The sequence below is a fragment of the Exiguobacterium sp. SRB7LM genome, from assembly GCF_015712685.1.
GTDB lineage: Bacteria > Bacillota > Bacilli > Exiguobacteriales > Exiguobacteriaceae > Exiguobacterium > Exiguobacterium profundum.
Window position 1 is genome coordinate 2,414,889 of record NZ_VWVR01000006.1, and the last position, 18,845, is coordinate 2,433,733.

14 protein-coding genes are annotated in these 18,845 nt (G+C 49.8%); all 14 read right to left on the reverse strand.

Annotated features, from left to right (window positions below; genetic code table 11):
• Positions 1 to 55: 55 nt before the first annotated feature.
• The gene (locus F3H97_RS13220) at positions 56 to 1,228 is read right to left on the reverse strand and encodes a CamS family sex pheromone protein (protein ID WP_196431627.1); all 1,173 of its coding nucleotides are present in this window, start codon (positions 1,226 to 1,228) and stop codon (positions 56 to 58) included.
• Positions 1,229 to 1,358: 130 nt separating this feature from the next.
• Positions 1,359 to 2,837 (reverse strand): DUF11 domain-containing protein, encoded by a 1,479-nt coding sequence (locus tag F3H97_RS13225; RefSeq protein WP_196431628.1) that lies wholly within the window; start codon positions 2,835 to 2,837, stop codon positions 1,359 to 1,361.
• Positions 2,838 to 3,072: 235 nt separating this feature from the next.
• On the reverse strand, positions 3,073 to 5,067 hold the full coding sequence (ligA, locus tag F3H97_RS13230; RefSeq protein WP_196431629.1) for an NAD-dependent DNA ligase LigA: 1,995 nt from the start codon (positions 5,065 to 5,067) through the stop codon (positions 3,073 to 3,075).
• A gap of 9 nt (positions 5,068 to 5,076) precedes the next feature.
• Entirely contained in the window at positions 5,077 to 7,293 is a 2,217-nt protein-coding gene (gene pcrA, locus F3H97_RS13235; RefSeq protein WP_196431630.1) for a DNA helicase PcrA, read from the reverse strand.
• Positions 7,294 to 7,331: 38 nt separating this feature from the next.
• Positions 7,332 to 8,012, reverse strand: coding sequence for a heptaprenylglyceryl phosphate synthase (gene pcrB, locus F3H97_RS13240; protein WP_196431631.1), 681 nt, complete (start codon positions 8,010 to 8,012; stop codon positions 7,332 to 7,334).
• 89 nt (positions 8,013 to 8,101) lie between these two features.
• Positions 8,102 to 8,335: a hypothetical protein gene (locus F3H97_RS13245; protein ID WP_074037828.1), complete on the reverse strand. Its 234-nt coding sequence runs from the start codon at positions 8,333 to 8,335 to the stop codon at positions 8,102 to 8,104.
• A 12-nt stretch (positions 8,336 to 8,347) separates the two neighbouring features.
• Entirely contained in the window at positions 8,348 to 9,730 is a 1,383-nt protein-coding gene (locus F3H97_RS13250; protein WP_074037829.1) for a TrkH family potassium uptake protein, read from the reverse strand.
• 35 nt (positions 9,731 to 9,765) lie between these two features.
• Positions 9,766 to 10,071 (reverse strand): YerC/YecD family TrpR-related protein, encoded by a 306-nt coding sequence (locus F3H97_RS13255; protein WP_015880718.1) that lies wholly within the window; start codon positions 10,069 to 10,071, stop codon positions 9,766 to 9,768.
• Positions 10,072 to 10,138: 67 nt separating this feature from the next.
• Positions 10,139 to 11,881 carry an adenine deaminase C-terminal domain-containing protein gene (locus F3H97_RS13260; protein WP_196431632.1) on the reverse strand — a complete coding sequence of 581 codons (1,743 nt, stop codon included), beginning with the start codon at positions 11,879 to 11,881 and terminating at the stop codon, positions 10,139 to 10,141.
• Positions 11,882 to 12,062: 181 nt separating this feature from the next.
• Positions 12,063 to 14,351, reverse strand: a complete 2,289-nt coding sequence (locus F3H97_RS13265) for a bifunctional diguanylate cyclase/phosphodiesterase (RefSeq protein WP_196431633.1) — start codon at positions 14,349 to 14,351, stop codon at positions 12,063 to 12,065.
• A gap of 90 nt (positions 14,352 to 14,441) precedes the next feature.
• Complete coding sequence (gene purD / locus F3H97_RS13270; protein WP_196431634.1) at positions 14,442 to 15,695, reverse strand: phosphoribosylamine--glycine ligase; 1,254 nt, start codon at positions 15,693 to 15,695, stop codon at positions 14,442 to 14,444.
• 14 nt (positions 15,696 to 15,709) lie between these two features.
• Positions 15,710 to 17,230, reverse strand: a complete 1,521-nt coding sequence (purH, locus tag F3H97_RS13275) for a bifunctional phosphoribosylaminoimidazolecarboxamide formyltransferase/IMP cyclohydrolase (RefSeq protein ID WP_196431635.1) — start codon at positions 17,228 to 17,230, stop codon at positions 15,710 to 15,712.
• On the reverse strand, positions 17,227 to 17,805 hold the full coding sequence (gene purN, locus F3H97_RS13280; RefSeq protein ID WP_074037833.1) for a phosphoribosylglycinamide formyltransferase: 579 nt from the start codon (positions 17,803 to 17,805) through the stop codon (positions 17,227 to 17,229). The genes purH and purN overlap by 4 nt, the downstream gene beginning before the upstream one ends.
• Positions 17,802 to 18,836: a phosphoribosylformylglycinamidine cyclo-ligase gene (purM, locus tag F3H97_RS13285; protein ID WP_196431636.1), complete on the reverse strand. Its 1,035-nt coding sequence runs from the start codon at positions 18,834 to 18,836 to the stop codon at positions 17,802 to 17,804. Before purM ends, purN begins: the two co-directional genes overlap by 4 nt.
• Positions 18,837 to 18,845: the final 9 nt, after the last annotated feature.

The window sequence follows — 18,845 nt, forward strand, 5'->3', positions numbered from 1 at the left end:
ACTTTTCATACGAAAAAAAGAAGAGATTCGTTTCAAAAAACGAACCTCTCCTCCTTTAGAAGTATACTTTCGGACTATCCATTCCGTCCTCGAACACGATGGTCACTTCAGGGTCTCCACCGAGGGATGTCACGTTAATTCGAACCGGAACGTTCCGATTATATTCCCAACGGTTTTCAAGCAAGCCGACAACGTGTTGCGTGAATCCGACGAGCTCAGCGCGACTGTAAAACTGAATCGGGATATCAATCTCCATTCTCGATAAATCTCCATTCTGATAAAAACCTTTCCCAATCATCCCGCTATAGTCCGGGAAAAGGTCTGCGATCCGATCGCTGAAGAGCGTAAACTTCTGAGCGTCCTCGCGTACGTCAGACGTCGCTGATGTCGACGGGAAGTAGTAGTACTTCTCATCGATCGCTTTCCAGTCGTCCGATTTGACCTGATCCGCCGTCCCAACGAAGGCCGATTTGATATAGTTCCCCGGTGTCGGTGAACCTTGTGTCGATTTCATATAGAGCGCGACATTGATATCGAGATCCTTGAAGTCTTCCCGCTTCCGTAATTGGGAGACGAGCTCGTTCGCCATACGTTCCCCTTCTGCGATCACTTTCTTTTGATCGAGTTTGACGGTGTACGTCGGACCATAGTTCGGTGCTTGGAAGACATACTCACGGTTCAATATGAGTGCAAACGATACGCCTCCAACCTGATACCCGCTGTCCTCTTTCGTCATGTAGTTCTGTTCGACAATGGAAGCTAAATAAAGTGGTGACTTCTTGTTCGCATCGACAAACTTGTCGTCTTCGACTTCTGCCTTGCCATCCGCATATGTCGGGTTCAAGGGTGTCAATCCTTCATTACTTTTATCTTTCCGTGCAAGTAAACGGGACACATCCTTTGCGTTCAACAGCTGTCCCTCTTGATAAGCGAACTTTTCCGGGTCGAACGCGTCCGTTGAATGACGCATGAGACCGAGTTCGACTTCTTCGAGTTCTAACGATGAACTGACTTGACGTTGGGCGAGACCTCTCGCCGCCGCCGGTTTGAACGGAATGACCATCTGGTAATAAGAGTCACGGGCTTCGATCGCTTGTGTGACGCCTTCGGCCGCTGTTTCGTCCCCTGTTGGTGTCGCTTCTTCTTCACCCATCGGTATTTTCATTGAACATCCGCTCAACAATAGCGCAGAGGCGATTGTCGGGATGACGAGTTGTTTCCATTTCATCTATGTCTAGCTCCTTTGAACATCGTTTCCTATTTCACTTTGTCCATTATAACAAAATCGTTCCACGAAAAAAGTATCGAAGCGGAATCAGAACAAATCCCTTCTCGGATGAACGAGAAGGGATGTCGATTTATGGTTTCGTTGACGGGTGGTTGCGACGAATCAACAAGAGGAGTCCCGACGCGAAAAGAAGTGTACCGAGCATGGCATGCCAGGCATCATCCGCTTCACCTGTTATCGGGAGCACATCTTGAGCGTACGGATCGGCTTCATCGATGTGCTCGACTCGTGGCGCTCCACTCTCTTTGACGACGACTTTCACGACAGGTGGTGTGGTTTTCACTTCTGACTTCTGCTTGTTAGCGTCTTGTTTCGGCTCTTCTTTAGCCGGAACAGGTTGCTTCACCGCCACCGGTACGTCAACGGAGCGAGTAACCGTTATCCCTTCATCCACCTCGAAGATGAATGTGGCACGTTGAATCAATTCAGCCCCGGCTCTCACATCATAAGACGGGAGGAGCGGAAGCTCAAACGAGAACGTCGCTTCTTCTTCCGGACCGAGTCCGTCTCTGAAGGTAGGAATTACTTCGACTTGCTCCTCGAATCGTTGATTTGCCTGGTTTCGTTCTTCTTCTGTCAAGGCACCGCTTGGCCATGTGAGCATCGCGTCCGCTAAAAATAAGGTGACTTTCGAAGGATTGGTGACCGTATACGTATAGCGAACGGGCTCTCCCGGTTGAACGGTCGCTTTCTCAACCGTTGCATTCACGGTGAAGTCTGGTGTTTGCAAAAGGATAATTTGTTGACTTTCTGACGTGACAACCCGGTCGAATTCATCCACTCCGGTCACCCGAAAGACACTGCCGATCTCAGGATGAGCGTCGAACGAATATCCGGTCTGAATCGCTAAAACTTCTGTCACTTCCACCCGTTCCCCCGGCAAGAGACCGTCTTCTCCTATTAATTCATGCAAACGATCAAATACGTGTTGATTGAACGATTCGATTGATTGATGATCGATGTCTCCGCTCACATACTCATGAGAGAATTCTGTCACCGTCATCGGCGTGTCTCCTGTGTTTTCTACAATGAACGTATACGATATTTCGCCTCCGACAACGGCTCGGTCGACTGCGGCAATGTTGATTGCTTCAACGGCGAGATTCGGTAGCATCGGTTCGATTGCCGGCTCTTCGACGACTGGTTCTGGTTCAACCGGTGGCGTCACCTCTTCTGATGGGTCTGGTTCTGTGACTACAGGCGGTTCCTCCACTTCGACAGGATAGGCTTCCGTGACAGTGTTTGGAGAAAACGTATACGGCACACCTTTCGCATCATAGAGCGTGATGAGGTCAATCAACGAGTCGTCTACTACTTCCGCATCAATCATAAATCGCCAAACGTCAGCTGATTCACGGACCCCGTAATACGTGATTCCTTCATAGACAAGACTTGATTCATATAATGTTTCGCTTTCCTCATCTGTCAAATTCACTTGGATATACCGGAACGTGGTCGTGTCCGCTTTGGCGGTGGGCACCCCAAATAAGGTTGAAAGGAGCATGAGGATGGTAAATACGGCAACGAAGCGCTGGATGTTGTGTGTCATGATGTTGGTCCCTCCTCTAAGGTGAAAACAAGCGCTCGAATCGCAATCGTTCCGATGACGACGTTCACCACGTAGAGGAATGAGAGGAATGTGTGTGTGAAAGTCATGGTGTCAAAGGGTTCTCTCGCAAAAATATATTAGCATTTTGATTTAGTTAATCTATACCCCGCGAACGCATGTGCGAACCCGCTCAATCCCAATTATTTCCGAAAAAAACGTTCGCCGAAGCGAACGTTTATGCTTGTTCCTTTAAAAAGTCGAGCAGCTTGGCTTCATCCCATACTTCGATTCCGAGAGATTCGGCTTTCGCCAGCTTCGAACCTGCCTTTTCACCGGCGACGAGCAAGTCTGTGTTTTTACTTACACTTCCCGTTACACTCGCTCCGAGGAGTTCAAGCTGCTTCCCAGCCTCGCCACGTGTCATCTCATGCAATTTCCCCGTCAATACGACTGTCTTCCCAGAGAGCGGTGCCCCTTCAGTCGTTGGACGCTTCATTCCTTTGAATGATAAGTTCACACCTGATTCCGCCAATTCTTTGACGAGTTCACGTGCTTCTGGTTTTTCGAAATAGAGGACAATCGATTCGGCCATCTTCGTCCCGATGCCATCGATGGATGTCAACTCTTCGACTGTCGCAGCGATGATTGCATCCATCGTCTCGAACCGTTCTGCAATTAAAGAAGCGGCCTTTTGTCCGACGAGTCGAATCCCGAGGGCGAAGAGCACCCGTTCCAATGAATTTTGCTTCGATTGTTCGATTGCTGAGAGCAAGTTCGTCACTGACGTCTCGCCCATGCGCTCGAGTCCAAGTAAATCATCTCGGTCCAACCGATACAGGTCGGCCACATTGTGAACGAGCCCTGCTTCGTGAAGCTGCGTGATCACTTTCTCGCCGAGCCCGTCGATGTTCATCGCTTGTCTCGACACGAAATGGATGAGTCCTTCAAGCAGTTGAGCCGGACATTCCGGATTGACGCAACGATGATCCGCCTCTCCTTCGAGTCGAATCAACTCCGACCCACACGCCGGACAATGCGTTGGGAATTCAATCACCCGCTCTTCCCCACTCCGTTCACTCGCCAATGCCGATACGACGGCCGGAATGACGTCTCCTGCTTTTTTGATGACGACTCGGTCACCGATATGAAGGTCTTTTTCCTTTATAAAATCTTCATTGTGAAGCGTCGCATACGTCACGGTCGAACCTGCCACAGAAACCGGAGCAAATCGCGCCCGTGGTGTGACCTTCCCTGTACGTCCGACACTGAAATCAACATCCTCAATCGTTGTCACAACTTCTTCTGCCGGAAACTTGTACGCGACGGCCCAGCGCGGACTTTTAGCGGTGAAACCAAGTTGTTCCTGTTCTTCATACCCGGCCACTTTGATGACGATCCCATCAATTTCATATGGGAGGTCACTCCGTTTTGTCACGTATGTCTCAATATAATCCCACAGTTCATCCGCCGTCTGGCATGTTGTATAATCTCCGCTCACAGCGACACCGAGTCGTTTCAAATAATCGAGTGACTCGTCATGTGACGCGACGAGATCGTCTTGCGACACCAAACCGTAAGCGAAAAACGCCAAGTTTCTCGACGCCGCAATTTTTGAGTCAAGTTGTCGAAGTGAACCGGCAGCTGCGTTTCTCGGATTTGCGAAAAGTGGCTCACCGACACGTTCTCGTTCATCATTCAATTGTTCGAACGAACGTTTCGGCATGTATGCCTCACCACGCACTTCAAACGTCACGTCCTCATTTAATCGAAGGGGAATGGAACGAATCGTCTTCAAGTTTTGCGTGATGTCCTCACCCGTCGTCCCGTCCCCGCGCGTCGCACCACGAAGGAGACGACCATTCTCATATTTTAACGAAACGGCGAGTCCATCAAATTTGAGTTCCGCCACGAATGTCGGCGTGTAGCCGAGATCTTTCTCGATTCGCTCCACCCATTCCACAAGTTCCTCTTTCGAGAAGACGTTTCCAAGCGAGAGCATCGGTGTGTCATGTGTCACTTTGACGAATGCGTCGAGCGGCGCTCCTCCGACGCGTTGCGTCGGGGAGTCCGGTGTTCGAAGTTCTGGATAATCGGTCTCGATTTGAATCAATTCGTTCATCAATCGGTCATACTCCGAATCCGGTACGCTTGGACGATCGAGCACGTAATACTCGTATCCGTATTGATTTAACGTGTGACGTAGCTCTTCTACGCGTTCTGCCATCTCCATATCCTCACCTCACGCTTTTTCGATAGGGGCAAACTTAGCCAACAGGCGCTTGATCCCGACTTCTGGGAATGCGATGTCGACTTCGAGTTGGTCGCCTTCACCACGTGTCTGCACGACCGTCCCTTGTCCCCATTTCTTATGATTTGCTTTGTCGCCGACGTTCCACCCGACTGTTTCGGCACCGGACGATTGGGCGAGTTTCGGCTTCGGTTTCGAACTAAAGCCATTCACCGGTAACTTCCCTGGTGACTCGACCGGGTTCCATGGCATTGGTTTTCTCGCCTTACCGGACCGCTCCAACAACGTTTCCGGCAACTCATGCAAGAATCTCGACTCCGGGTTGTTTTGGAAGCGACCATATAGCATCCGTGACTGGGCACGTGTCAAATAGAGACGCTTCTCGGCACGGGTGATTCCGACATACGCGAGACGACGTTCTTCTTCCATTTCTTCCTCGTCGTTCAAGGCACGGCTGTGCGGGAAAAGTCCTTCTTCCATTCCAATCAAGAAGACGACCGGGAATTCAAGTCCCTTCGCCGAGTGCAACGTCATCAACGTGACTTGATGCGACTCATCGACTTCATCGAGTGAATCGAGGTCTGAGACGAGCGTCAAATCGGTAAGGAAGGCGACGAGCGTCTGTTCATCGCTCTCTTTCTCAAAGTTTTGGGCGACCGACAGAAACTCTTGCAAGTTCTCGAGTCGGCTTTCCGCTTCAAGCGTCTTCTCGATTTTGAGCATCTCTTCATATCCTGTCTTTTTCAATACCTCTTCGACGAGTTCTGAAATAGAGAGATAGTCCGCCATCTGCCGTAAATCCAACATCATTTGGCGGAAGTCCGCGAGTTTCGTCGCAGTGCGTGGGGCGATGCCTGACAATTCGATGTCACGAATCGCATCCATAAGTGAGACGCCTTGCATATCTGCAAAGTCACCTAGTTTATCAATCGTCGCGGCACCGATTCCGCGTTTCGGCTCATTGACGACGCGAACGAACGAGATGTCCTCATCCGGGTTGGCGATCAATCGCAAGTATGCGAGGACGTCCTTGATCTCTTTTCGCTCATAGAACTTCGTCCCGCCGACCATTTTGTATGGGATGTTCGACTTGAGGAGCATCTCCTCGAGTCCACGTGATTGAGCGTTCGTCCGATAAAGGACCGCCATCTGTCCGTAGTCCATCCCTTCCATCTTCAGCTCTTTCATCTGGTTCATGATGAAGAACGCTTCGTCGCGATCGTCCGATGCGACATGGAGCAACAGTTTCTCTCCTTCGTCATTTTCAGTCCACAAGTTCTTATCTTTACGGGAAGCGTTGTTTTGGATGACACCGTTCGCCGCCTCCAAAATCCGTTTCGTCGAACGATAGTTTTGTTCGAGCAAGATGACATGGGCGCTCGGATAATCTTTCTCGAACGTCAAGATGTTGGCGATGTCGGCACCGCGCCAACGATAAATGGACTGATCCGAGTCCCCAACGACACACAAATTCTCGTGTGCCTGCGCGAGAAGTTTGACGAGTGTATATTGGGCACGGTTCGTATCCTGATACTCATCGACATGGATGTACTTAAATTTTTTCTGATAGAACGCCAACACATCCGGCGCTTCTTGGAATAAGTGAATCGTCTTCATAATCAAATCGTCAAAGTCGAGAACATTATTTTGTTTCAACTTTTTCTCATACGCTGTGTAGACGTCCGAGATGATTCGCTCGTACGGATTGTTCCCAACGAGGACAACCGCATCTTTCGCCGTACGCAGCTCATTTTTATGATTTGAAATCATCCCGAGAAGGGTACGCGGTTCGTACTTCTTCGGGTCGAGGTTCAATTCTTTCAACACCTGTTTGATCGCTGTCAATTGATCTGAGGCATCTAAAATAGAAAAGCTCCGGTCATACCGGATGCGATCGATATCACGTCGTAAAATCCGGACGCACATGGAGTGGAATGTAGAAATCCAAATGTCCTCGGCGACACCACCCACAAGACGCGCAATCCGATCTTTCATTTCTCGTGCTGCTTTATTCGTGAACGTGATCGCTAAAATGTTCCACGGTGCCACTTGCTTCGCCGCCATCAAATAAGCGACACGATGGGTCAAGACACGAGTCTTCCCAGACCCTGCACCCGCCATAATCAACAGCGGGCCATCCGTATGCTTCACCGCTTCTGCTTGTTCCGGGTTCATCCCTTTGACTAATTCTTCGCTAAGATTATACATAATTGTTTCCTTCCTTGTTCCAAACGTTTGTTCTTATTTTATCGGAGTGCTCGTACAGTCGCAAGTGCTCCAGCTAAGTCTTCATAAATGATATTGCCGACAACAATCGTGTCGACATGTGCACCCATTAATCGTGCCGTCTCTTCTCCCTCGATGCCACCACCGTAAAAGAGATGTGCATCAGGTAACGCCAAACGAATCTCTTTGACGACATCAGGATTCCCGAGTCGTCCACTATATTCGATATAGAGCGAGGGAAGACGGAACAAGTGATGTCCAACTTCCGCGTATGCCACGGACTCTTCGATCGTCAAATCGCATCGTGCTTCCGTCACGTCAGCGACTTTCGCGTCCGGGTTCAAGACGAGATACCCTTGAGCCGTTACAAGACGGGCATCAAAGAAATGGCCGAATCGTTCAAACGCACGAGCATGATGTCCAATGATCCATTCCGGAGTTCCTGCATTCAGCACAGTGGGCACGAAGTAATGATTGAATCCGTGGATGACTTGACTAGGATGACTAATCTCAAGTGCGATTGGAATCCCGGCATCTCGGACTCTCGCATATAGCGCAAATGTATTCTCTGCATCAACCCCATCCGTCCCTCCAATCAAAAAGGCGTCGGTCCCAGAATGGATGAGGGCCTCGAGCGCCTCATCTGTGAGTTCCTTATTCGGATCTAGTTTAAACACATGTCGCCACGTCTGAAATTCCAACTCATTCCCTCCTATCGAATCCTTCTCTAGTGTATCGATTTTTTTCCTCCCGTGCATCTCCCCAACAAAAAAAGACTTGCCGAAGCAAGTCACGAACGTGCCGTACGATTCCGTTCCCGATCCGTCAACCATTTCGCAACAAGCAAGGCGAATAGACCGTAAACGGGGACGAACCAGAGCGGATTCGCTAAAAAGAATCCGAGCACCGGTATGTCAAGGAGCGGCGAGTCCGGTGAACAGAGTGCCGTTCCATTGACGATGGCGATAAACGGAAGAACCGGAACAATAAAGACGTATCCGAAGTTGATCCAAAATGCTTTCATATGACAATCTCCTTATCCTAAGATGATTGATTCTTTCGGATAGTTATACATCCGCTTCGGTTGTCTCCGTTGCAGGATGAGAATGAAGGCGATGACGCCGATCCGACCGATGAACATGAGAATCGTCAACACCCATTTTCCAACGTTACTAAATTCGGAGGACAATCCGACGGATAGGCCCGTCGTCCCGAACGCAGAACACGCCTCGAATAAGATTCGTGTCAACGAAGCATCCTCAAAATAAGCCATGACCATGACACCTGATAGTAACACGGCAAGCGAGACCGTAATGATCACGAACGCTTTCCAAATATCTTCAAGGACGATTTCACGACCGAAAATTTTAATGGACGAGTCCCCGCGAATGAAGGCGATGACAGCGAGAACGGCTACAGCAAACGTCGTCGTCCGAATCCCCCCACCGACAGACGATGGAGACGCCCCGATGAACATAAGAATGGACAGAAGCAACATGCTCGCTTCAGAGAATAGATTGACATCTACCGTCGATAGACCACCATTTCGTGTCGTCACGGATTGGAACAACGAATCCGAAAGTGCCAACCAGAGCGGCAAGTCTTTAAAGGCATTGTTGTATTCAAAGATGAACAAGCCGACCGTACCGACGGCAATCAAAATAAAGAATGTCGAAACCGTCAATTTCGTGAACAAAGAGAATCGACTTGGGAACGTATGACGTTTTCGAGTGATTCGGCTCACCAAGTACGTTCGAATTTCTACAAGCACTGGGAATCCGATGGCACCACCGGTCATGAGCGCGATTTGTGTAAAGATGACGAACGGGTCCTCACGGAATGGTGCGAGCGAACTTCCCGTAATGTCAAACCCGGCATTCGTCGTCGCACTGACCGACCCGAACAATCCTTGCAAGAAGGCTTCTCCGGCGGTATCAAAATAATTTAAGTAATGGACCCCGAGCAAGACGGCACCGACCGCTTCAATGGCGATTACGGTGATGACGATTTCCGTGATGTATTTGACGATACCAGACATCGACGTCTGGTTTTGGTCGCGTAAAATCAGTTGTCTTTCCCTAAACCCAATTCGTTTCCCAAGTAAGATCCACATGATGACGTGCAAACTGATCAATCCGACACCGCTCACTTGGACGATGAACAGGATGATAAATAAGCCAAACGTGGAGAAAGTATCGGTGACTACAATCGGTGTCAGACCGGTGACACTGACACAGCTCACCGCAAAGAAGACAAGATCGGTAAATGTGATCGTCACTCCGGGCTTGTGGGCGATTGGTAAGGCGAGAAGCAAAACTGATAAAATCGCTGCCGCACTATAAATTAATACGAGTGTTTGAACCGGTGTTAAATTTCGAAAGAACAATTGTAAGTTCTGTTTCATGAATTTCTGTTGCATCTCGCCCCTCCCCTCCATCAAAAACAAGATGACTCTTACGAGTCACCTTTTGTTTGTTGTAGACGTTCAAGAGCGAGATCGTATCCGCCTGTCCCATAGTTCAAGCATCGCTTCACACGTGAAATCGTGGCCGTTGAGGCGCCTGTCGCATCCTCAATTTTATGATACGTGTTTCCTTCACGAATTTGCCGAGCCACTTCAAGTCGTTGCGCAAGTGCTTGAATTTCATTAACAGTCGCTAAATCTTCGAATAATTGATAACAGTCTTCGAGTGTCTCGAGCTTCAAAATCGCTTCAAACAATTGATCAAGCTCTCGACCTCGTAATTTATCGAGTTGCATCCGCAAGCATCCTCTCTACTCATACTTCTTTATCATTCTAAAGCAGGGGCGCCTTGGACTCAACTATTCATCGCAAAATCGCAGGAAATAGTACTTGTTTCTTCATGACTTCATAAATGCCGAGAGGTGTCGCCCGAACATACGGCAAATGGGTAGACGCTAAAAATAGTAATGTATAGATCGGGTCTTCGAACTGATAGCCCCTCGCCATGAGCTCGTCTCGCAGCTGTTTCTCTTGACCGATGAGCACTTCGAGTGGCTCCGTCGACGTCATCCCACAGAGTGGCAACGGAATCTCCGCAACGATTTCGCCCTTGTCTACGAGGACAATCCCGCCTCCAAGTTCGTTCATTCGTTTGAACGCCTGTAACATATCTTGTTTACATTTTCCTAGAATCAAGTAGTCCCCACTGATCGAGTACGAACTGACAAGTCCACCAAAATCTCGAGCGAATCCTTTCAGGACTGTGTTCAATCGCCATTTCCCTTCTTTATCAAGCAACATGAGAAACGATTCGTCTCCATCACGCGGTAATTCATCTTGACCCGTGTCATGCGTAATTTTAAACAGCTTCATGATGACCGAGTTGATCATGTCGAGTCCGACCGGCATGCTGAAGGACAAGTCTTGTGACGTCAGCTCGATTGAAACGTCTGTCGACGGCATCATGTCGAGGACTGCTTCCACTAATTCGTTCGGGAAAAGCGATACCCCATCACGATAAATCCATTGCCCTTTCGCGATCACGGCCGTCGGACGCGGTTCCTCGATGGCATCTAGAATGTTCAAATGCGCGATGCGGCCTGGCGCAATTGCACCTAAAATATGATCGAGGTCAAAATGACGAGCCACGTTATGAGAGACAATCCGGTAGGCTTCGATGGCCGGTAATCCCGCTTCGATCAAAATGCGGACGAGAGCATCCTGCATGCCGTCCTCATAAAAGCCCGGTGTCGAACCGTCCGTCGTCACCATGAGATGGTCGAACGCCGTCAATCCATTCGCCAACAGGTCACGAATCATCTCCGGCAGGTCCGGACGAATCGAAGAATGTCGAAGCGTCGTCGTATAACCTAGTTCCAATCGATTGAACGCCTCTTCCGCCGTCATCGCCTCATGGTCGCTGTGTACTCCCATCAACGCCATTTTAGTCAATGTCTTCGGCGACGCCCCCGGAAAATGTCCCTCGACCGGTAAACCGCACGTCTCGGCGTCAAGCATCCACTGAAGCATCTCATCATCGCCCTTCAAGGCGCGTGGCCATGCCGTCAATTCACCTGCCATGACGACGTCCGGATGGTTAAACCACTCATGAACGCGTTCCGAGTCGACAGCCACGCTCTCTCGGTCCAGCTCCGTTTGCGTATCCAATCGTGCCCACCAATACGTACTCGTCGGTAATTGCTGAATCGCATCGAGCTGCGCAAACGCTTGCTCTTTCTCTTGTAAAAAAAGCAGCATGTTGTCATTGACTAGCGTCGTCGTTCCACGCTCTCCTGCATATTTTGACAACGTCGCCGGATTGTATAATTGAAACGGATGAGCGTGAGGCTCGATATACCCAGGTACAATATACTTTCCTGTCACATCGACCGTTTCGACCGCTGATTCTGGTAAGTCTGGACCGACATACACGATGCGATCTCCCTCAATCCAAATATTCGCGGTTCTCCATTTTTTTACGTAAACGTTCAAATACGTTGCGTTTTGTAAGACGAGCGAAGGTGGTCGCAATCGATCTACGACTTCAAGTTGTGAACGAATCATCACTTTAGACCACGGTGCCCGCGCCGTTCTTTTTGTTGGCATCGAACCCAATCCTCCCTTTTCCCTTGCAAAGCTATTAAAGAATAGTTTTGAAAGCGTTTTCTTTCCCTGTTTCAAGTTTACCTTTTCTCTGAATGGGTCGCAAGTTATGTTCCCTATTGTAACAAATTTCACATACATTTTTCACAAAAAAGGCGACTCTCCCTGTGAAGAGTCGCCTACATCAAATTTGAGTCATGACCGTTTTTCGTAAGTACAGGTGCAATTGATCGACCGGAATCGGTTTACTGTAATGATAACCTTGAATGAGCGAACCACTATATTCTAATACGAACGCAAGCTGTTCCGGTCGCTCGACCCCTTCCGTGACGATCTCGAGTCCAAGCGTTTGGAAAGTTTGATACAGCCCTTCTAACAGCGCGCGGTCAAACTTATTCTCCGGAATCCCTTTCACGAAGTTCTGATCGATTTTAACGATGTCGAGACGCAGGGATTGCAGGTATGAAAGTGACGATGTCCCGACACCGAAGTCATCGAGTGATATTTTGACCCCGATGGCCTTTAACGCTTGAATGAACTGTTGAAGTTCATACACATTCCCACCGACTTCACTCTCTGTGATTTCAACATGTAACCGGTGTGGGGGAAATCCTGTCTTAGCGAGCGTCTCCTCCAACGCTTCTAAAAACGAGCCGTCTAAAATCTGACGTTTCGAGACGTTAATGGATAAAAATAAATCAAACCGCTCTGCGTACTCTTGAATCTCAGTGATGGCGCGCACAAGCACCCAGCGTCCCACATCTGAGATGAGCCCGAGTTGCTCCGCAACCGGAATGAACACACCGGGAGAAACGAACCCTTTCTGTGGATGGTGCCAGCGAATCAACGCCTCGACTCCTCTTACTTGAAACGGCTGCGGAGAGACGATTGGTTGGTAATAGAGTTCGAACTCTTCATGACGCAACGCATGACGTAAATCACGTTCCATCTCGAGCGCCTGCAAGTAGTGACTTCCATCTTCAATCTCATGATAGGTAAGAATCTGATCTTTCCCGGATGCTTTGGCTTCGTGTAAGACGACATCGAGTCGCGCCATCATCACCTCATAGGAATGATGCGTGGGTCCTGTCAATTCGTCGATGCCGATACTTAAGGTCAAATGGTTCATCCCTTGCTTCAAACCCCATTCGCGCAAATCTTTCACTAATTGATTCGCGATAATCATGAGCTCCTCGGTCGTCCATTCCGGATGAATCAAGATGAACTCGTCCGCTCCGATTCTTGCAACGAAGCCATCCTCTTTATAAAACATCAGACGAGAGGCAAAGAACGTCAGCATCGCATCTCCCGTACGCTGACCAAATTGATCGTTGATCCGTCGGAAGTTGTCGAGATCGATTCCCATCACTCCGATCGACCGGGTCGTTTCCGGTAAGCTCACGAACATCTCTTCGACCGCCAATCGGTTCGGAAGACGGGTCAAAGAATCTCGGAAGGCACGCGTCAACGATTCTTTTTGTGTCTGTTCGAGTGCATCGAGCACCTCGTTCATGCTGATCGCCATCTCTTCAATCTCGTCTTGTTGATTCGGATGCAACTGAATCCGTAACCGACTATTCCGTTCTTTCGTGATCCATTTGAGTTCGTTGACGATGCCCATCAATCGTTTCGTGACAATTTGATTCACCGACCAAAACAGTGTCAACAATAGACCAAGACCGAGTACAAGCAGCCCTAGCATCCCCGTTTCTAACATGGTCTGTGTATTGGTATAGTACGTTCGCTTCACCGAGAAGTTGAGTTCCCAGTTCGCATCTTGATAGACGGATTGAAGCGGTAACGAGACACGTGCAAATTGATTGTCTTCATCGACCGTCAACTGCCGGTGTGAAAGAGGACTGATCGATAATTTCGTTTTTGCTTGGGCACTCATCGCGGCCATGAAGTCTGGACCGATTTTTTGAATGAGTACGAGCGTCCCACCCGGCTTTCCTGTCCCATCACTTCTCACAATCGGATGACTCATGAAGACGACCGGACCGAAATCGGTGCCATACACCGCACTTTGTTTGATTCCTGACGAGTTGACGTAACGGATCAAGTCGTTCGTGAATGTCTCTTTGTCCTCTTCACGATCTAATTCATAAAATTGAGTAAACTCCGAGTAGACGACCTCTCGATCACGGTCGAGGAAAATCATTGCGCCGACCCCCAAGTTTTCGAGTGTCTCTTCCCCCATGTTATTTTCAATGAATGTTTCATTCTGATTTTGAACAAAATCATAGGCGTTCGTCCAGACTGACCAATCTACAAGAATCCGTTCGAGCATGAGTCGGTGATTGGCGAACACTTCTGACACACTTTCGATTTGATCGCGGGTCATCGCCCTGTCCTGTTCAATACTTTTCTCTACAAAATACGGTTTGATGACGAATAAAATGACACCGATGAAGAGTACGATGTTCACGGCTATCGCAATAAATAATTTTGTTTGAACACGCAGGCCGACCACCCTCCTTCTTCCAGCTACTTTATTATTGTAGAACAGGATATCGGCATTTCCTTTTTTTCGCATGAAAAAAAGGATGGGTTGACCCATCCTTCAAATAATCTGCGTGAACGCCCGTGACCCGATGTCCGTTCGGTGGAACGTCTCAGGTAAATCGAGTTGTGAAATCGCCGCATACACAGCCGTTTTCGCCTCAAGCAGTGTCGGCTTCGTCGCCGTCACAACAAGTAGACGACCTCCGCTCCCTACGACTTGATCACCCTTCTTTGTCGTGCCGGCATGGAAGACCAGCACATCTTTCGGAAGCGACTCAAATCCTGATAACACCTGGCCCGTGATCGGTCGGTCCGGATACCCTTCGGCCGCAATGACGACACCCATCGTATATCCATCGACCCATTCAATCAGATACGGTTCTTGACGAACGACCGCTTCAATCACGTCAAGGAGCGGCGATTTTAAGTTCGGTAGAATGACCTCCGTTTCCGGGTCACCGAAGCGTGCATTGAATTCGATGACTTTTGGTCCATTCGCAGTCAAGATGAGACCGGCGTACAAGAATCCTTCAAATGGAGTGCCTCGTTTGACCATCGTCTGCGCGAGTGGTTCTAATACGGTCTTCACCGATTCCTCATACACGTCCTTTGAAAGATGTGGCATCGGGCTATAAGCGCCCATACCACCCGTGTTCGGTCCCCTGTCGCCGTCATAGGCACGTTTATGATCTTGCGAGGTGATCATCGGAATGACACGCTCTCCCGAGACGAATGCCATGAGCGAAAATTCTTCCCCATCGAGGAACTCCTCGATGACGACTTGTGACTGTTGGCCAAATTTATCCGTCGTGAAAATATCACGTACGGCAGCTTCTGCCTCTTCGACCGTGAACGCAACCGTGACGCCTTTACCTGCAGCTAGTCCATCCGCCTTGACGACAAGTGGTGCACCGAGCTTCTCGATATAAGCAAGCGCCGATGCCGCATCCGTGAACGCCTCATATGCCGCTGTCGGAATTCCGGCTTCCATCATGACTTCTTTGGCGAATGCCTTGCTTCCCTCGAGTAAGGCAGCCGCTTTCGTCGGTCCAAAGATGTTCAGCCCTTTGTCGCGGAACGTATCCACGACTCCTGCCATGAGCGACGACTCCGGTCCGACAATCGTCCATTCGATCTCGTTCTCTTCTGCGAAATGGGCGAGCGCCTCCACGTCTGTTTCATGGATCGACACGCACGTCATCCCTTCCATGAAATCGTTGCCCGGTGCAACGAAGACGTGATGCCCATCTTGTTTCAACTTCCACGCGAGCGCATGCTCGCGTCCTCCTCGACCGATGACCAATACGTTCATGACGCAAACCCCTCTCAGTGTTTGAAATGTCTGACTGATGTGAACACCATCGTGATACCATGGCGATTTGCCGCTTCAATCGATTCGGCATCGCGAATCGACCCACCCGGTTGGATGATGGCCGTGATTCCCGCTGCCGCTGCCGCTTCGACCGTATCTGCCATCGGGAAGAAGGCATCACTTCCGAGAGCCGCGCCTGTCGCGCGTTCTCCGGCTTGTTCGAAAGCGATTTTTGCTGCACCGACGCGGTTCATCTGTCCGGCACCGATTCCAATCGTCGTCTCGTCTTTTGCGACGACAATCGCGTTCGATTTGACGTGCTTGACGACACGCCATGCAAGTTTCAAATCTTCCCATTCTGCTGCTGTCGGGCGACGATCCGTCACGATTTGGCATGAGGCATCATCGAGTGTCATGTCATCCCCGTCTTGTACGAGCAATCCTCCGGCGACAGCCGTAAGGCGCATGCCTGTCATCTGTCCCATATCTAACGTCAACAACCGAAGATTCTTTTTCTCTTTCAATCGGTCAAGTGCTGCCTCACTAAAGGATGGGGCAATGATAATCTCTAAAAAGATGTTGCGAAGGGCATCTGCCGTCTCAAGATCGACTTCACGGTTTAGGGCGACAATTCCACCAAAGATGGAGACCGGGTCGGCCGCATGGGCGCGTTCAAACGCTTGAGAAATCGTCCGTCCGACTGCAACGCCGCAAGGGTTCATGTGCTTGACGACGACTGCCGCCGGTTCAGTCAATTCACTGAGTGCTTCAAGGGCTGCATTCGTATCTTGAATGTTGTTATACGAGAGCTCTTTCCCGTGAAGCTGTGTCGCATTCGCTAGTGTCATCCCGTCATATAACGGTGTCTTATAAAACGCCGCTTGTTGGTGTGGGTTCTCTCCGTAACGAAGGTCTTGAACTTTTTCATACGTGACTGTCAACTGCTCTGGGAACGTTTCGCCGATTTGACGACCTAAGTAGTCGGCAATTAACGCGTCATAGGCAGCCGTATGTCGGAACGCTTTCGTCGCGAGACGTTGACGTGTTTCAAACGATGTACCGCCTCCACGTACTTCCTCAGCGACGAGTGTATAATCACTCGGGTCCACGACGACGGTGACACTCGCATGGTTTTTCGCAGCCGAACGCAACATGCTCGGTCCACCGATATCAATGTTTTCAATCGCTTCTTCGTATGTCGTATTTTCTTTCGCAATCGTCTCTTTGAACGGATACAGATTGACCACGACATAATCGATTGGTTCGATGTGATGATCTTTCATTTGTGCGACATGCGTATCAAGGTCGCGACGTCCGAGCAATCCCCCGTGAACGAGTGGGTGCAACGTTTTGACACGGCCGTCTAACATTTCAGGGAACGATGTCACTTCCGAAATGTTTTTGACTGGTAATCCTGCCTGTTGAAGCGCCGCCTCGGTCCCGCCTGTTGAGATGAGCTCGATGCCCGCCTCATTCAAGACGGTCGCGAGTTCGACAATTCCCGTTTTATCAGAAACACTTAATAATGCTCTCACTTGAAAACCTCCTGTTGATTCAACACTTGTTGTAATACGCGCGGATACAGTTGGTGCTCGATCGTCTGAATACGACGTGTCGCCTCGGTGCGGTCACACCCTTCAATCTCGACGGACGCCTGTGCGATGATCGGACCCGTGTCCATCCCCGCATCCACATAATGAACGGTTACACCACTCGTCGGTACGTTGGCGTCAAGCGCCTGTCCGATCGCGTCTTTACCCGGAAAAGCTGGTAAAAGCGATGGATGAATGTTTAGAATACGGTTCGGATATGCGGATAGTAACACATTTCCGATCAAGCGCATATACCCCGCCAACACGATATAGTCTACACGAAGCGTACGGAGAAGGACGAGAATTTCTTCCTCGAACTCTTCTTTTGACGCGTACGCCTTCGGTGTAAACGAAAAACTCGGAATCCCGTGACGCTCCGCTCGATCGAGAACAGCAGCTTCTGGTTTGTCCGTCACGAGCAACACACATTCAGCAGACAAATGACCATCGGTGATTGCTTGCCAAATCGCTTCGGCGTTACTTCCCGATCCTGACGCAAAGATAGCAAATCGTTTCATTGGTCCACTCCTGAGATCCGGATGCCTGGACGACTCTCGACTTTCCCGATTCGGTGCGCGGTCTCCCCGACACGTTCAAGCGCCGCTTCGACGAGTTCCACGTCTTCAGGACGTACCGTGATCATATAACCAATCCCCATATTGAATACGTTGAACATTTCTTGCTTCGAGATGTTCCCGACTTGTTCGAGCCAGTCGAATACAGGAAGACTCGGCCAACTCGAGGCATCGAACGTGATGCCGAGACCTTCTGGCAACATGCGAGGGACATTCTCATAGAAGCCACCACCTGTGATGTGCGCCATCCCTTGAACCTTCCCCGTCGAAATCGCCGCTTTCGCCGCTTCGGCATAAATCCGTGTCGGCAACAGCAAGGCGTTCCCGAGTGTCGTATCGAGCATCGCAATCTCATCCGTATAATGAAGACCTTGTGCTTCAACGATATGACGTACAAGCGAGAACCCATTCGAGTGGACGCCTGAAGATGCGAGTCCGAGCACGACGTCTCCATCCTGAATCGTCGAACCGTCGAGCAAGTTTTCTTTCTCCACGACACCGACCGCAAATCCAGCAATATCATATTCGCCATCCGGATACATCCCCGGCATTTCAGCGGTTTCGCCACCGACGAGGGCGCAGCCGGCTTGGACACATCCTTCCGCAACACCGGCGACGATTCGCTCAAGTTTAGCCGGTTCTGCTTTTCCGGTCGCAATATAGTCGAGGAAATAGAGCGGTTCTGCCCCATGCACGAGACAATCGTTGACGCACATGGCGACGCAGTCGATTCCAATCGTGTCATGCTGGTCGAGCGCGAACGCCAATTTCAGTTTCGTCCCGACCCCGTCGGTCCCGCTCACGAGAATCGGGTGTTTCATGTTCATCGAACCGAGATCAATCATCGCTCCGAAACTACCGAGTCCTGTCATCACTTCCGGACGCATTGTCCGAGCAACATGACGTTTCATACGGGATACGGCCTCGTACCCTGCTTCTAAATTCACACCCGCTTGTTCATAACGAACGCTCATTGCATTTCC

What these genes read in the sequence shown, in the direction of transcription:
- F3H97_RS13220 (WP_196431627.1), bottom strand. Translation starts at nt 1,228, where the DNA reads ATGAAATGGAAACAACTCGTCATCCCGACAATCGCCTCTGCGCTATTG.
- F3H97_RS13225 (WP_196431628.1), bottom strand. Translation starts at nt 2,837, where the DNA reads ATGACACACAACATCCAGCGCTTCGTTGCCGTATTTACCATCCTCATG.
- ligA (WP_196431629.1), bottom strand. Translation starts at nt 5,067, where the DNA reads ATGGAGATGGCAGAACGCGTAGAAGAGCTACGTCACACGTTAAATCAA.
- pcrA (WP_196431630.1), bottom strand. Translation starts at nt 7,293, where the DNA reads ATGTATAATCTTAGCGAAGAATTAGTCAAAGGGATGAACCCGGAACAA.
- F3H97_RS13245 (WP_074037828.1), bottom strand. Translation starts at nt 8,335, where the DNA reads ATGAAAGCATTTTGGATCAACTTCGGATACGTCTTTATTGTTCCGGTT.
- F3H97_RS13250 (WP_074037829.1), bottom strand. Translation starts at nt 9,730, where the DNA reads ATGCAACAGAAATTCATGAAACAGAACTTACAATTGTTCTTTCGAAAT.
- F3H97_RS13255 (WP_015880718.1), bottom strand. Translation starts at nt 10,071, where the DNA reads ATGCAACTCGATAAATTACGAGGTCGAGAGCTTGATCAATTGTTTGAA.
- F3H97_RS13260 (WP_196431632.1), bottom strand. Translation starts at nt 11,881, where the DNA reads ATGCCAACAAAAAGAACGGCGCGGGCACCGTGGTCTAAAGTGATGATT.
- purD (WP_196431634.1), bottom strand. Translation starts at nt 15,695, where the DNA reads ATGAACGTATTGGTCATCGGTCGAGGAGGACGCGAGCATGCGCTCGCG.
- purN (WP_074037833.1), bottom strand. Translation starts at nt 17,805, where the DNA reads ATGAAACGATTTGCTATCTTTGCGTCAGGATCGGGAAGTAACGCCGAA.
- purM (WP_196431636.1), bottom strand. Translation starts at nt 18,836, where the DNA reads ATGAGCGTTCGTTATGAACAAGCGGGTGTGAATTTAGAAGCAGGGTAC.